11 protein-coding genes are annotated in these 14,818 nt (G+C 60.1%); 8 read left to right on the top strand and 3 right to left on the bottom strand.

The features are described from left to right. The first annotated feature begins 42 nt into the window (after positions 1 to 42). Positions 43 to 2,064: a YgiQ family radical SAM protein gene (locus SMD27_RS12465; protein ID WP_320508734.1), complete on the top strand. Its 2,022-nt coding sequence runs from the start codon at positions 43 to 45 to the stop codon at positions 2,062 to 2,064. 32 nt (positions 2,065 to 2,096) lie between these two features. On the opposite strand, the gene SMD27_RS12460 is transcribed toward SMD27_RS12465, so the two are convergent. Next, entirely contained in the window at positions 2,097 to 2,957 is an 861-nt protein-coding gene (locus SMD27_RS12460) for a DUF1028 domain-containing protein (protein ID WP_320508733.1), read from the bottom strand. Positions 2,958 to 3,311: 354 nt separating this feature from the next. Here SMD27_RS12460 and SMD27_RS12455 point away from each other — a divergent pair, with 354 nt between their 5' ends. Next, on the top strand, positions 3,312 to 4,877 hold the full coding sequence (locus SMD27_RS12455) for an ABC transporter substrate-binding protein (protein WP_320508732.1): 1,566 nt from the start codon (positions 3,312 to 3,314) through the stop codon (positions 4,875 to 4,877). A gap of 62 nt (positions 4,878 to 4,939) precedes the next feature. On the opposite strand, the gene SMD27_RS12450 is transcribed toward SMD27_RS12455, so the two are convergent. Continuing rightward, a complete protein-coding gene (locus SMD27_RS12450; protein ID WP_320508731.1) occupies positions 4,940 to 6,256 on the bottom strand; it encodes an NAD(P)/FAD-dependent oxidoreductase in 1,317 nt (438 codons plus the stop codon). Positions 6,257 to 6,905: 649 nt separating this feature from the next. Continuing rightward, positions 6,906 to 8,360: an N-acyl-D-amino-acid deacylase family protein gene (locus tag SMD27_RS12445; protein ID WP_320508730.1), complete on the bottom strand. Its 1,455-nt coding sequence runs from the start codon at positions 8,358 to 8,360 to the stop codon at positions 6,906 to 6,908. A gap of 133 nt (positions 8,361 to 8,493) precedes the next feature. Between SMD27_RS12445 and SMD27_RS12440 the strand changes: the two genes are divergently transcribed. The 6 genes from SMD27_RS12440 to SMD27_RS12415 all read left to right on the top strand — a co-directional run bounded on the left by SMD27_RS12440 (position 8,494) and on the right by SMD27_RS12415 (position 14,802). Further along, on the top strand, positions 8,494 to 9,369 hold the full coding sequence (locus tag SMD27_RS12440; protein ID WP_320508729.1) for a MurR/RpiR family transcriptional regulator: 876 nt from the start codon (positions 8,494 to 8,496) through the stop codon (positions 9,367 to 9,369). A 68-nt stretch (positions 9,370 to 9,437) separates the two neighbouring features. Then, complete coding sequence (locus tag SMD27_RS12435; protein WP_320508728.1) at positions 9,438 to 11,027, top strand: ABC transporter substrate-binding protein; 1,590 nt, start codon at positions 9,438 to 9,440, stop codon at positions 11,025 to 11,027. Between the two features lie 34 nt (positions 11,028 to 11,061). Further along, positions 11,062 to 11,988, top strand: a complete 927-nt coding sequence (locus SMD27_RS12430) for an ABC transporter permease (RefSeq protein ID WP_320508727.1) — start codon at positions 11,062 to 11,064, stop codon at positions 11,986 to 11,988. After that, positions 11,988 to 12,836 (top strand): ABC transporter permease, encoded by an 849-nt coding sequence (locus SMD27_RS12425; protein ID WP_320509169.1) that lies wholly within the window; start codon positions 11,988 to 11,990, stop codon positions 12,834 to 12,836. The genes SMD27_RS12430 and SMD27_RS12425 overlap by 1 nt, the downstream gene beginning before the upstream one ends. A gap of 3 nt (positions 12,837 to 12,839) precedes the next feature. Next, positions 12,840 to 13,838, top strand: coding sequence for an ABC transporter ATP-binding protein (locus SMD27_RS12420; RefSeq protein WP_320508726.1), 999 nt, complete (start codon positions 12,840 to 12,842; stop codon positions 13,836 to 13,838). Then, positions 13,831 to 14,802, top strand: a complete 972-nt coding sequence (locus SMD27_RS12415) for an ABC transporter ATP-binding protein (protein WP_320508725.1) — start codon at positions 13,831 to 13,833, stop codon at positions 14,800 to 14,802. Before SMD27_RS12420 ends, SMD27_RS12415 begins: the two co-directional genes overlap by 8 nt. Positions 14,803 to 14,818: the final 16 nt, after the last annotated feature.

Here is a 14,818-nt window from a genome sequence, read left to right as displayed (position 1 = left end):
GTCGCGCTTTCGTTTGGGGCGTAATGAATTCGGTGCGGAATTATGGAAACCGCGAAACAGCTTTTATCGTATCGCAAATATTGGGCGCATCGGTTCGGCACCGCGCCTTTCCTGCCCATGTCCCGCGCGGAAATGGAGGAGCTCGGCTGGGATTCCTGCGACGTGATCCTGGTGACCGGCGATGCTTATATCGATCACCCGAGTTTCGGCATGGCAGTGATCGGCCGGTTGTTGGAATCGCAGGGATTTCGCGTTGGCATTCTCGCGCAGCCGGATTGGCAGAGTCCGGAGCCGTTCAAGGCGCTAGGGAAGCCCAATCTGTATTTTGGGATCACCGGCGGCAACATGGATTCCATGGTCAATCGGTATACGGCGGATCGGCGGCTGCGGCACAATGACAGCTATACGCCGAATGACGAGGGCGGAAGGCGCCCGGACCGGGCGGTGATCGTCTATTCGCAGCGCTGCCGCGAAGCGTACAGGGATGTGCCAATCGTGCTCGGCGGTATCGAAAGCTCGCTGCGCCGCATCGCCCATTACGATTACTGGTCGGACAAGGTGCGCCGCTCGATCCTGGCGGATGCCAAGGGCGATATCCTGCTCTATGGCAATGCCGAGCGGGCGGTGGTCGAGGTGACGCACCGTCTGGCCAAGGGCGATGCGCCGGGCGATCTCGATGATATTCGCGGCGTGGCATTGCTCAAGGACCGGGTACCCGAGGGCTGGGTGGAAGCGCCGGCCAATGATCTCGATGATGCAGCCGAGGGGGCCCGGCGGTTGGAGGGCAATACCGTCATCCGCCTGCCATCCTTCGAGCAGGTGGAGAAGGACCCGGAAGCTTATGCGCGCGCCTCGCGCGTGCTGCACCGGGAAAGCAATCCCGGCAATGCGCGCCCGCTGGTGCAGCGGCACGGCAATCGCGAACTCTGGGTAACACCGCCGCCAATCCCGCTTTCGACGGCGGAGATGGATGGCGTCTTCGAACTTCCCTATGCCCGCGCACCGCATCCCGCCTATGGCGATGCGAAGATCGCTGCCTGGGACATGATCCGCTTCTCAGTGACGATCATGCGGGGCTGTTTCGGTGGCTGCTCCTTCTGCTCGATCACCGAGCATGAGGGACGAATCATCCAGAACCGGTCGGAAGGGTCGATCCTGAAAGAGATCGAGCAGATCCGCGACAAGACCAAAGGCTTCACCGGCATCATTTCGGATATCGGCGGCCCCACCGCCAACATGTATCGCATTGCCTGCAAGGACAAGCGCACGGAAGAGCTGTGCCGCAAGCCATCTTGCGTCTTCCCGGATATTTGCCCCAATCTCAATACCAGCCATGACTCGCTGATCCAACTTTACAAGAAGTCGCGGGAGATCCCGGGCGTCAAAAAGGTCATGGTGGCATCTGGCGTGCGCTACGATCTTGCGGTCCGGAGCCCGGCCTATATCAAGGAATTGGTCTCGCACCATGTCGGCGGCTATCTGAAGATCGCCCCCGAACATACCGAGGAAGGCCCGCTCTCCAAGATGATGAAGCCGGGCATCGGCACTTATGACAAGTTCAAGGAACTGTTCGACAAGGCGGCCAAGGAAGCCAAGAAAGAATACTTCCTCATTCCCTATTTCATCGCCGCGCATCCGGGCACCACGGATGAGGATATGATGAACCTGGCCCTGTGGTTGAAGCGCAATAAATATCGCGCCGACCAGGTCCAGACCTTCCTGCCGTCACCCATGGCGCTTTCGACCGCGATGTATCATTCGGGCCTCAATCCGCTGCGTCCGATCCGGCGTGGCGCTTCTGAACCGGTCGAGACCGTCAAGGGGCTGAAACAGCGCCGCCTGCACAAGGCGTTCCTGCGCTATCACGATCCGGAAAACTGGCCCTTGCTGCGTGATGCCTTGAAGCGCATGGGCCGCGCCGACCTGATCGGCCCCGGCAAGCATCACCTCATTCCGAACTGGCAGCCGGCCGGCACTGGCCTGAGCGGCGGCGAGGGGCGACGCCAGGGGCGCAAGCACGGCATGCAGAAATTCACCACCAAAGGCGTCCTGCCGCACCGGTAACCTTCGCTCCTTCGCTGCTTCGGCGGTGACCGTCAGAGCTTCTCGAGCGCGGTCAGATAAGCAAGGGCCGGCGGGTCGATCTCCCGCTTGTCGATATGCACACGCTCGTCCAGATTGGTGATCAGGGAGACATTGCGCAGCGAGGCGAGAAAAGCCGCGCTGTCCGCATTAGGTGATAGCTGTCCTAGCCGGATCAGCGACTTCCGCAGCTCGGCGTCGATCGCTCCGTCGATGGCGAGACGTTCGGCGGGAGCGCTATGGCCGAAATAGAGATGCTGCGATGCCAGCAACCGCTCTAGTTCAGCGACCGGCTCAGGATGGTCATCGACCCTGAGATCCACGACGACATCGCTGCCGCCATAGCCGCCATCGGTCCGATGAACGACGAGGGCGGCACCTTGCCGGCCCCTTTTATCGCCGCCAGCGTCTTGTCCCGCCGTCAGCGCGAGCAGCAGCCGTCGGGGGAGATCCATATGCCGATTGGCTTCGAAGGCCGCAGCCATGGCATCGACCGTCTCTTGCCCAACCAGATAGTTGCCCTGGGCGGCATAGCCCTCTCCGGTGCGATGTCCCGCCCAGGGGAGCGAGCCAGGGCCGGTGAAGGCGGCAGCCTGACCGCGCGCATCGACGATGCCGAGTTGCCGCCCGTCTGGTTCGGCGTCAGTCTCGATCAGATCTTTCAGGCAGTCCTGCGCCGATTGGCCCTGACGCAACAGGGAAAGCGCCTGCTTGCCGAAGCGGCCGTTGACGAAGGATTGCACGGCAACCGCGCCAATATCGGCAGCGACCCAGGGAACGACAGCGCCGACGGCAAAGAACTTGGATGCAACGGCAACGCCGAGTTCGCCGGTGCGCGGATCGCGCGCCACAATGGAGAAAGTGGAGACGTGCATGGGGCCTCTTGTCTGCAGGACTGCAATCAGTTCGGATCTCCTACAGGGAGGCCCGTCGTCAAGTGATAAACGCTGCGGTTCGCCAGCGGAAAGGACGGCCGAATAAACCGCAGACCCGCCGCGTTTCCCCTTTTTCGACATTTGATTTTGCTTGAGCATAAAATAGCATAAACGACTGGATATAGCTCAATTGCCTCGAAGGAATGGCCGGGGAAGCTGGGGGCCGCGCCGGGGCCGATAGCTTCGCCAACGTTTCAGGATGCGCGGTTTGCATCGCACTGCCTTGTCGTCCATTGTAGAGAAAATCGCCCGACGAACGTCAAATTGGCTCGGATATCAGCAGGGGAGCAGGTAATGGAAAATCATGAAACGACGCTGCAAACGTCCCGCAGAACGCTTTTAAAGACCGCAGGCGCTGCCGGCCTGTCGGCCCTGATCTGGCCGAAGACCGGTTTTGCCCAAAGTGGCGGCACGCTCAAAGTGCGCTCCTACGGCGATCTCCAAGTGCTGGATCCCTGTTTCCGCGTCTCCGAGCCAGATGCCGACATCGCCCGCTGCATCTTTGCTGGGTTGGTGCTGCGCGATACCGGTGACAAGTGGGGCTGGAAGCCGATGGCGGCACAATCCATCGAAGAACTGGACCATACCCATATCCACTTCGTGCTGCGCGACGATATCGGCTTCACCAACGGCTTCGGACCGATGACCGCTGAGGATGTCAAATTTTCGATCGAGCGCATCGCCAATCCGGAGAACAAATCGCCTTACATCGACGACTGGGCGATGTTGGATCACGTCGAGGTCAAAGACACCCGGTCGGGCATCATCATTCTTAAGAAACCCTTTGCGCCGCTCTGGAACAGCACCTTGCCCGGCACCAGCGGGATGATTCTGTCGAAGCGTGCGATGGAACAGGCCGGCGGTAAGTTCGATGCTAAGCCGCCAGCGGAAAGTGGTCCCTATCTGCTGAAGGAATGGCAGCCGAAGCAGCGGACCATTCTGGTGCGCAATCCCGATTGGAAGGGCGAGGCGCCGGCTTACGACCGCATCGAGATCGTGCCGATTGACGAGGCCGCTGCCGGCGAGCGAGCCTTCGAAGCAGGTGATATCGATTTTACCGTCGTGCCGTCAGGTTCCGTCACCCGCTTGCAGAAGCAGACCGCGCCGGACGCGAAATTCGAGACGCGGGCGCCGCTGAGCTATGTCTGGCTTGGCATCAATCAGCAGGCAAAGCCGTTCACTGATCCGAAGATCCGCCGCGCCATGCAGCATGCGATCGACCGCAAGACAGTGGTGGATGCCTATTCCATCGGCGCGGCGGCCGTCGCGCAAGGCATTATCGCCCCCAGCCTGATCGGTCACCGCGACAAGGTGCTGTATGATTACGACCCGGACAAGGCCGCAGCGCTGTTGAAGGAAGCCGGCGGCGTCAGCGAACCGGTGACGATCTCTATTCTCAATTCCACCGAGAACACGGCGGCGGCACAGGTCATCCAGGCCAATCTCGCCGCAGTAAACGTCAATGCAACGATCAACCAATATGATTCCGGGGCTTTCTGGTCGCTGGGTGCGGAGAGCGCCGGCGACCAATGGAAAAGCCTGCAGATGTATATCGGCCGTTTCTCGATGGAGCCCGATCCGTCCTGGGCCACCGCCTGGTTCGTGCCCGAACAGATTGGCATCTGGAATTGGGAGCGCTGGAATTCGAAGGAGTTCGGCGAGTTGCACAAAGCCGGGGTGGTCGAATTCGATACCGCCAAGCGCGACCAGATCTATAAGCGCATGCAGGATCTGATGGATGAATCCGGTTCCTACATCTTCCTCACACATGAAATTCAGGGATGTCTCTACCGCAAGACGGTGGCGCCGGGACTGACGCCGGCTGGAACGGTGGTCTATCCGAAGTTCAGACCCGCATAGCGGCCGCGGTCGCTTTGGCTTGAATGGCACCGCGGCGGTCCTTGGGATCGCCGCGGCTTTTCTTAACGCTCGCTGCGGGAGCGCCAGCCTTGCCAGAGCAGGTTTGCCTTGATGCCGAGACCGAGGAAGGGCTCCGGCGGCACTCTGTTCGGTTGGCCGAGAGCTTCCATGTCGGCAATCAGGGGATTATCGATACCGCAGGCCATGTCCGCGATCAGGATGCCCGATTGGGTTCCCTTGGTGACACCGACACCATTCTGGCAGATCGCGGAGAAGACGTTTGGCGCATGGCGCCCGAAGCCGGGAGCGGCATTTTTCGACATGCAGAGGAAGCCGGACCATGTCGCTTCGAAAGGCACGTCCCCCAACATCGGGAAACGCTCGTCAAATTTCCGGCGATGTATCAAGGCGACCTTCGAATTGGTGGCGGCGTCCGCGACCATCGACGGACGATAAGCATAAGACGAGCGCAACAGGAGGCGATGATCCTGGGTATAGCGCAACGTCCCGCCCCCAAAGCGGGCAGCCGGTAACACACCCCAATCTTCCTCACCCCCCAGCGCCCGGCGCTCATCTGCGCTCAGTGGCCGTGTGATGCTGGCGAAAATGCGCAAGCCGAATAGCCGTCCGCGATAAAGCCCGAATTGCGGCGCGAACCCATCCACGCAGAGAACGACCTTCCTGGCTTGTATCGCTCCATTCGGCGTCGCCGCAGTGATTCTGTCGCCGTAACCAATCTTGGTCACCGGGCTGTTCTCATAAAGCGTTACGTTCGGCGGCAAGGTATCGGCCAAACCGCGCACCAAGGCGGCGGGCTGCATCAGCACGGTATGCGGCGTCCGAATGGCACTGCTGTAAAAGCGGGTACCGAGCGTGGCAGCCAGTTTATCCTGATTAAGATAGTCGTAGGGTTCCTCTAGCGCCTCGAGCATGGATTTGAAATGAGTGAGGTGGCGCGCACCCAATGGCGCGCTTGCCGCCATGATCTGACCGCGCCGGCTCCATTGGCAGTCGATGCCGTAGGTCTTCACGATATCTTCGAGATAAGCGATGGACAGTCGGTTGAGCCGGATGGCGCGCCGGGCCGTGTCGAGATGCTGTAAGTCACCGCTGGTATGATGCGGCAAATCAATTGCGAAGCCGGAATTCCGACCGGACGCACCGTCGCCGACGGCCCGAGCATCAACGAGAATAATGTGATCGGTCGGTCGATTCTCGGCGAGGCGCCGTGCCGCGGCCAAGCCGGCATAGCCGGCGCCGACAACCAGCCAATCAGCGGTGACTGCGCCTTCCAGGGATGGCCGAGGCTGCCGCGGCGGCAGATGCTTCAGCCAGCCATTGGTCTGATCGTCCGCAGGCAGACGACGGATACTCCTCACGGAATAGAACTCCAAAACGCAACTAAAGCTTGATCGGAGAAATGAGCGTCAATAGCGCGACCTTGCCATGTCCATCATGTTGGATACAAGCGGCAGACGAGACTTTGGAGCCGATTTTCGGGAGCTCGGTACGGCAAGTGACAGAGATCACCGATCATGCGAATTTCGTTACTCGATTTCCTCAGAAGCGGGGCCTCGTGGTCCACACCGCGCCGATCTGTACCCCAATGACCATGTGGAGAATAATGATAAGGAAGAGGGCCGTTTCACGTGGTGGCATTTGGTGGCCGCCGCGGCGGTTTCGCGAGATCTCCTAGATGGGGACACCCTGTTTCTCGGCTGCCGCGGCAATGCTGGAGGCAACGCCGTTGAGGCGATCGATGAAATTTCGATCTTCCCGATCGCGCTCATCGCATCCTGGTTGCGAAGTGCATGCTGCCGATCTGTCGGCCGTTTTCGTCGGTGGCCTTGGATGGCTGGTTGGCGGAGCTTCACTTCCGATCCGGCGACTGCCAAGCTCATGCGGGCTTTGCCGGCGTGACTGCTTCGCTCGCCACATCCGACGCCAGAAGATTCGTGCGATTGGCAATATCGGTGATCAACGGGATGACGCTACGGATCCTATTGGCGCTTCCATCAACTGCTGACGTTAAATCAGTGTCCTCCTGGACAGGAATTGTCCGCTTCGTCCGATGGTTAGGCCATTTACCGAGAAGGATAGGGAGCCATTCACAAATAGCATCTCGATCCCCCGTGCCTGCGCGATGGGTGATTGGAAGGTCGCCCTATCTGCGACGGTGGCCGGATCGAAGACGACGAGATCAGCGAAGTAACCGACGGCAACACGGCCGCGGTCTTTGAGATTGAAACGGCGGGCCGGAAGGTCTGTCATCTTCCGCACCGCTTCCTCGAGCGGGAAGAGTTTGAGATCGCGCGCATAATGGCCAAGGACACGGGGAAAGGTTCCCCAGAGGCGCGGATGCGGGTGCTTGTCATGGGGAATGCCATCTGAGCCGATCATGACGAGAGGATGTTTGAGGATGCGCCGCACATCATCCTCATGCATGTCGAAATAGACGGCACCGGCCGGATCAAGCCGCGCGCAGGCTTCCTTCTGGCTGATGCCCCATTCGGCGGCGATATCGGCAAGATCACGGCCCGCGACCTCGGGATGCGGGGTCGACCAGGTGACGATGATGCGGATGGTTTCATCGACCCAATCGGCGGCGAGGATGGTGGAGCAGGCATCATAGGGATAGGCATCCACACCGATCTCCTGCTTGCTGGCGGCACCATCGATATAAGCCAGGGTTTCGTTGCTGCGGCCCCAGTTCTTGCGGCCGGCACATTTGTGATGCGATACGACGACCGGCAGGTTGGCACGGCGGCCGACCTCGAAAGTTTCCGCCAGCGAGTCGATGACGTAATCATCCTCGTCCCGCATATGGGTGGTATAGATTCCGCCGGCTTTGGCGACATCGCTTGCCAGCGGCACCATCTCATCGATGTCCGAGGCCTGGGCCGGGGGATAATAGAGGCCGCTGGAAAGGCCCGCTGCGCCGGCCGACAAAGCCTCGGCGAGAATGCCGCGCATGACCTCGATTTCGTCCGAGGTTGCCGGCCGCTTCAGATCATCCATCGCGGCAACGCGCAGGGATGAATGGCCGACCAGAGCGGCGACATTGACGGCGGGGCGCGTTGCATTTACCGCCGCGACGTAATCGGACATTCGTTTAAATCGGAAGTCCTTCCCGGCACCGAGCAGATTGAGCGGTTGCGGCGGCTCGCGCCCATCGAGATCGAGCGGCGCCAGGCTGACGCCGCAATTGCCGACCACGACGGTAGAGACGCCTTGCGAGACCTTGGGGGTCATTTCCGGATCGATCAGGACCAGCCGGTCGTCATGGGTATGCACATCAATAAAGCCGGGGCATACCGCCTTGCCGTCGATATCGAGACAATTCCCGCCGGTAAGAGAGCCAGGCGCGCCGATGCCAGTGATCCGGTCACCTCTGAGGCCGACATCGCCGGGCCTCCCAGCCGCGCCGGTGCCGTCGATGATGATGCCGCCGCGCAGCACGATCTCATGGTTTTTCACGTCCATGGCCGTCTCCCCTTTGTCGATCATGACCCCGTTCCCGGGAATTGATCAGTTGGATAAAATTTGTAAGAAAACAAAAATTATTTGACAGGATGACAGAAAAAATTCTTCATGTCGAAAACAAAGGGGAGGAAAATTGAGCGCGTCAGTCCGCCAGCGGCTGGTCGATTGCTTGGCCGGGGCAACCAAGGCCGAGAAGGCCATTGCCAATTACATGCTCGCCAATCTCAGCCACATCCCCTTTGAGACGGCCGCGACGTTGGCCGAGAAGATCGGGCTGAGCGAACCGACAGTGGGCCGGTTTTGCCGCGCCATCGGCTATCAGCATTTCAAGGATCTGAAGGCGGATCTGAAAGAAGATATTGGCGACCGGCCCTGGTTGATCGGCGACCGGTTGAAGGAGTTTCAGCGCCGCAACAAAGCCGGCGAAGATCAGCTTGCACGCAGCCTGCAATTGGAGATCGCCAGCCTGGTGGCAATCTATGAACTCGCGCATACCAAGGAATGGAAGCGCGTGGTGCGCCGCCTGGCGAAGACGCCGGATGTCTATGTAACGGGCTTTCAGACCGAACGCGGCATGGCACAGACGCTGGTCCACCAGCTGCAATATCTCCGCGACGGTGTACGGCTGCTGGATCTGGCCAGCGGCAATTTCGCCGAGTTGCTGTTGGGCGATACGAGACGCTCCTGTCTGGTGATCTTTGAAGCCCGTCGCTATTCCCGCATGGCTCGCTTGCTGGCGGAACAGGCCCGCGCGGCGAAGATACCGACCACGCTGATCACCGACGCCTATTGCGATTGGGGGCGGGAACTGGTCGATGAGATGTTCGTGGTGATGACGGAATTCAATCTATTCTGGGATTCCAATGCTCAGATGAGCAGCCTGATCAATCTCCTGGTGAATGGCGTTTTCAACGAACTTGGTCCGGCGGTTGAAGCACGAATGAACAAGGTGTCGGCGCTTTACAGCAGATTCACCGGCTATGTCGGAGATACGTCGGGACCTGAATGACGATTGTCCGGTGCCGGAACGCGCCGGGAAAAGCAACAGCGATAAAAACCAAACAGGGATGGAAAACCATGCGGCAACTGACAAAAGCAGTCCTTTTTTCCAGCGCGATTCTGTTCTCCTCCGCTTTGGGGGGCACGGCAAGTATGTCGTCGGCCTGGGCGCAGGAAGCGATCGTTGTCTTCGGCAGCAATGATGTCGGCGCGCCGACCTATAACCCGATCAAAGCCAGCATCCTCAATACCGCGACCTCGCTGATCTATGACCGCCTCGTGGAGCAGGATGCCGATCATAGCTTCCATCCTCATCTCGCGACGTCTTGGGAGACGACGCCGGACGGCATGGAATGGACTTTCAAGCTGCGGCAAGGGGTGAAGTTCCATAACGGTGAACCGTTTAACGCGAAGACGATCGAGGCCTGGATCCCGCTGTTCAAGGGGACCGACAACGAATACCTGGTGGGCGGCATTGACCAGGTGGTCGTGGTCGATGACTACACCGTCAAATTCAAGATGAAGCATCCGGATGCCAATCTGCTCTTCAACCTCGCCAGCGTGTTCATGGGCGTGCCGGAACCGAAGGCCTATCAGACCCTCGGCGACAAATTCGGCATCACCGAAGCGATCGGCACGGGTCCCTACAAGCTTGAGAGCTTTACGGTCGGCCAGGAAACCGTGCTGGCGCGCAATGACGATTACACCTGGGGCTCGGATCTCAGCGTCAATAAGGGTCCGGCGAAAATCGAGAAACTGACCTTCCGCGAGATTGCCGAGGAATCCACCGCTTTCCTGGAATTGAAAACGGGCGGTGTCGACATGCTGCTCAGCGTGCCGACTGAATTCATCCCCGAGCTACAGAAAGAGAAGTCGATCGCGGTGAATAGCATGCCGGGACTCGATGTCATGTATATGCCGATCAATGTGACATCGGCGCCTTTCACTGACATCAAAGTACGCGAGGCGGCGGCACTGGCAATCAACCAGAAGGAAATCCTTTCCAGCATCTATAAAGGCGTTGGTCTGGAAGCCCATAATTTCCTGATCAGCTCGCTGCAGGAATCCAAAGTCGATCCGAAATATGACATTAGCTACGACCCCGAGAAGGCCAAGAAGCTGCTTGAGGAAGCCGGCTGGAAGGCCGGCGGCGATGGTGTTCGTGTCAAGGATGGCCAGCCGTTGAAAGTGAAGCTCTGGACCCAGAGCGACAGTGAGTTCAAGCGCGTGACCGAAGCGGTGCAGGCTCAGTTAAAGGCAATCGGCATGCAGGCCGATATCACCACCTTCGATTCCAGTACGATCCGCGACCAGTACAAGAAGAATGAACATCAGCTTGCCGTGCGCAGCTATAGCTGGGGCAATGCGGATATTCTGGACTGGTTCTTCAACGGCGAGCGGCTGGGCTATCCGAATATCTCGATGTTCAAAGATCCGAAAGCCGATGAGCTCGATAACAAGGCGCTGACCCAGTCACGCAGCTGGGATGAGCGCGTGGCGAATTTCAAGACCTATCACGAATATATCCTGTCGCAGTTTCCTTTCGCGCCGATCTATCAGCCGATGCAGAACACCGCCTATAACAAGGACCGGTTGACGCTGCCGCAAAAAATCCGCGGCACGCAGATCGGCACGGAAACCTTCCTAGACATGGCTGCCGCCGACTGAGCGGTCTTGTCGAGAGAGACGAGGAGGGCCGAGGATGCTGAGTTTCGCTGTAAGGCGGCTGGTGATGCTCGTCCCGGTCTTCCTCGCCGTGTCGATGATCATTTTTCTGATCATCCATCTCATTCCCGGCGATCCGATCGACAACCTGATACGCACCGGATCGACGCCGGAACAGAAGGCGATTCTAACTGCTAAATACGGCCTCGACCGCTCTCTGGTCGAACAATATGTGATCTGGCTTAAAAAGCTGCTGAACGGAGATCTCGGCGAGGCCATCATCCTACGTCGTCCGGTCAGTTCGCTGATCACCCAGAACCTGCCTTATAGCCTGGCGCTCGGTGGTCTGGCTTTGCTGTTCTCGACCGTGGTCGGCATCGTGACCGGCAGTTTGGCCGCGATCTACAAGGACAGCGCACTCGATCGCGGCGTCATGGCGCTTATTCTGCTGGGCTCGACGGTGCCGAGCTTTTGGCTCGGCCTGTTGATGATCCTGGTTTTTTCGGTGCAACTCGGCTGGTTCCCGGTATCGGGGGCGCGGAACTGGCATTCGCTTGTGCTGCCGGTATTAACCGTCGGTCTTGGCGGGACGGCGCTGGTGGCGCGGGTGACGCGGGTCGCCATGGTGGATGTGGCACAGAAAGACTTTGTGACGCTGCTGCATGCCAAGGGCCTGGCACCGCTCCGCATCCAGTTGCGGCATGTGCTGCGTCATGCGCTGTTGCCGGTGATCACAATTCTCGGTCTGCGCATCGGATGGATCCTGGGCGGCGCTGTCACGGTCGAAATCGTCTTCGCGAGGCCAGGCCTGGGGACCCTCCTGATCAAATCGCTCAATCAACGGGATTATCCGGTGGTGCAGGGTTGCCTGCTGATGCTGGCGATCGCGGTCATGCTAGGCACCTTCCTCGGCGATCTCATCCAGGCGGCGGTCGATCCGCGCGTCAGAGGGAATTTGAAGTGATGGTGGCACAGGCCGGTACATTTGGGCGGGTCGTCCTGACGCCGCGCGGCGGCATCTCCGCGCTGTTCCTGGCGATCGTCGTGCTCTGCGCCATATTCGCTCCGTGGATCGCGCCCTATCCCTATGATGTGCAGGATCTCTCCATTTCGAGCCAGGCGCCATCGATGGCGCATTGGCTCGGGACAGATGAATTTGGCCGGGATGTGCTCTCGCGGATCATCTTCGGCGCGCGCACCTCGCTCACCGTCAGCGTCGTCTCGATCTGCGTCTCGGTCTTTGTCGGCATGTCACTTGGCGCGGCGGCCGGTTATTTCGGGGGCGCCTTCGACCGCGCCGTGACCGCAGTGGTGGACCTCAGCTGGTCCTTTCCGGAAATCCTCATCGCCCTTATCTTCGTCGCCATCATCGGACCCGGCCTCGAGAGCACGATGATGGCGATCGGCATCGCCTATCTTGCGCAGTTCACGCGGCTGACACGGGCGCAGATCATGAGCCTCAAAGGCGAAACATATGTGGAAGCGACGATCAATCTTGGCGCCGGCCATCTGCATGTGCTGTTCCGTCATCTCATTCCCAACGCCCTCGCGCCGGTCCTGGTCTGCGGCATGCTCGCAACAGGCGATGCCATCATCCTGGAGGCGACTCTGGGCTTTTTCGGCCTCGGTGCACAGCCGCCGACGCCGAGCTGGGGTGCCATGATGAATAGCGGCACGGCGCAGATCTTCCTCGCCCCCTGGATCATCATCTTTCCCGGCCTCACCGTGGCGTTGACGGTGATTGCCATCAATCTCTGCGGCGATGCGGTCATCCAGGCTTTGGATATCCGCGGCCGGGTGCGGGAGAGCTGAGCCGTGGCGCTGCTGTCGGTACGCGACCTCTCCATCACCATCGGCCGCATGCAACCGCTGGACCGGATCTCCTTCGATCTCGGCAAGGGCGAGATTCTCGGCGTTGTCGGCGAATCCGGTTCGGGCAAATCCCTGACGGCGATGAGCGTCATGGGGTTGCTGCCGCTGATCCGCGGGCGCATCACCAGCGGTCAGGTGCTGTTTGACGGTATCGATCTTACGCGGCTGAAAGAGAAAGAGTACCGCGCCTTGCGCGGCCGGCGCATCGCCCTCATCACGCAGAACCCGATGACATCGCTGGATCCGGTGCTGACCGTCGGCAGCCAGATCGATCAGGTATCCCGGCTGCATCTCGGCTTGGTTCCGGCCGAAGCGAAAGCGCGCAGCATCGATCTGATGCAGCAATTGCGCATTTCCGAAGCGGAGGTGGTGCACGACCAGTATCCGCATCAGCTTTCCGGCGGCATGAAGCAGCGCATCGTCATTGCCATGGCGCTCGCCGCCGATCCCGATCTCATCATCGCCGATGAGCCAACTACCGCGCTCGACGTCACCATCCAGGCGCAGATTATGCAGATCCTGGTCGAACTGGTTCGCGACCGAGGTCTCGCCTTGATGTTGATCACCCACGACATGGGCGTCGTCGCGCAGACCTGCGACCGGGTGGTGGTGCTCTATGCCGGGCGTGTCGCAGAGAGAAATACGGTGACGGAGATTTTCGCCGCACCCCAGCATCCATATACGCGAGCGCTGATCGGCTGTATTCCGCGCACGGCCTCGCAGCCCGGTAGCTTGACCGGTATTCCCGGCATGGTGCCGAGCGTGCTTGATTATCCTTCAGGTTGCCGCTTCCATCCGCGCTGCGCGCTCGCCCAGGCGGTCTGCTGCGATACGGTGCCGCCGTTGGAGCCGGTGGGTGTTGGTGGCCTGACTGGTTGCGGCCTGGCAGCTTGCCATTTCGCCGGCGAGTCCGCGCCTGCCAAAGGGATGCGGCATGGCTGATGTACTGGTGAGCCTGCGGTATCTGAGCCGCGATTTCCATAGCCGTGCCGGCCTGTTTGGCGAGCGCCGCGTGCTGCGTGCAGTCAATGATGTCTCGCTCGATATCGCGACGGGACAGGTCACCGGGGTGGTCGGCGAATCCGGCTGCGGAAAATCAACACTGGCACGGCTCGTGCTGCGGCTCCTCGATGCCAGCGGCGGCAAGGTGATGTTTGACGGCATCGATCTCGGGAGCTTGCCGGCGCGGCGCTTGCGGAAGCTGAGGCAGCGCATGCAGATGGTGTTCCAGGACCCCTATTCAGCGATCGATCCGCGCTATTCGATCCGCGAGGCGCTGCTGGAGCCGTTGCAGGTGCAGGGCATCCGGCTGGCGCGCGGCGAAGCCGCGGCCAAGGTCGACAGGCTGATGGATGTAGTGGGGCTGAGCCGCAAGATGGCGGAAGCCTATCCTCATCAGCTCTCCGGTGGGCAGAAACAGCGCATCGGCATCGCTCGTGCGCTGATCCTGCAACCCTCCTTCCTGGTGCTCGACGAGCCCACGGCCTCACTCGACGTCTCGATCCAGGCGCAGGTGATCAACCTTCTGGAAGGGTTGAAGACGGAATATGGGCTGACCTATCTCTTCATCTCCCACGATCTCGGTCTGGTCCGGTATTTCTGCGACCGGGTGGTGGTGATGTATTTGGGGCGCATCGTCGAAACCATGCCGGCCAAGAATGCCGCGCCGCGCCATCCTTATACGCGCGCGCTGCTCGACAGCAATTTTGAGCCCGATCCGGCGAAGCGGCGCGTGGTGACGCGGCTCAGCGGTGAGATCCCGAGCGCTTTCGATCTGCCGCCGGGCTGTGCCTTCGCCGCCAGATGTCCGCGCGCCAGCGAACTCTGCCGGCACGAGCGACCGGAACTGATCGCCAGCGCAAATGATCATAGCACCGCCTGCCATCATCCAATCGACCAACAATAAGCCGTCGGGGAAAAAG

This window comes from Dongia soli (assembly GCF_034044715.1).
GTDB lineage: Bacteria > Pseudomonadota > Alphaproteobacteria > Dongiales > Dongiaceae > Dongia_B > Dongia_B soli.
Note: the sequence above shows the minus strand (reverse complement) of the source record. Positions and strands in the feature narration are given on the sequence as shown.

Excerpts from the sequence above, each read along its gene's own strand:
- SMD27_RS12465 (WP_320508734.1), top strand. The coding sequence starts at position 43 with ATGGAAACCGCGAAACAGCTTTTATCGTATCGCAAATATTGGGCGCAT.
- SMD27_RS12460 (WP_320508733.1), bottom strand. The coding sequence starts at position 2,957 with ATGCACGTCTCCACTTTCTCCATTGTGGCGCGCGATCCGCGCACCGGC.
- SMD27_RS12425 (WP_320509169.1), top strand. The coding sequence starts at position 11,988 with ATGGTGGCACAGGCCGGTACATTTGGGCGGGTCGTCCTGACGCCGCGC.
- SMD27_RS12435 (WP_320508728.1), top strand. The coding sequence starts at position 9,438 with ATGCGGCAACTGACAAAAGCAGTCCTTTTTTCCAGCGCGATTCTGTTC.
- SMD27_RS12445 (WP_320508730.1), bottom strand. The coding sequence starts at position 8,360 with ATGGACGTGAAAAACCATGAGATCGTGCTGCGCGGCGGCATCATCATC.
- SMD27_RS12430 (WP_320508727.1), top strand. The coding sequence starts at position 11,062 with ATGCTGAGTTTCGCTGTAAGGCGGCTGGTGATGCTCGTCCCGGTCTTC.
- SMD27_RS12415 (WP_320508725.1), top strand. The coding sequence starts at position 13,831 with ATGGCTGATGTACTGGTGAGCCTGCGGTATCTGAGCCGCGATTTCCAT.
- SMD27_RS12455 (WP_320508732.1), top strand. The coding sequence starts at position 3,312 with ATGGAAAATCATGAAACGACGCTGCAAACGTCCCGCAGAACGCTTTTA.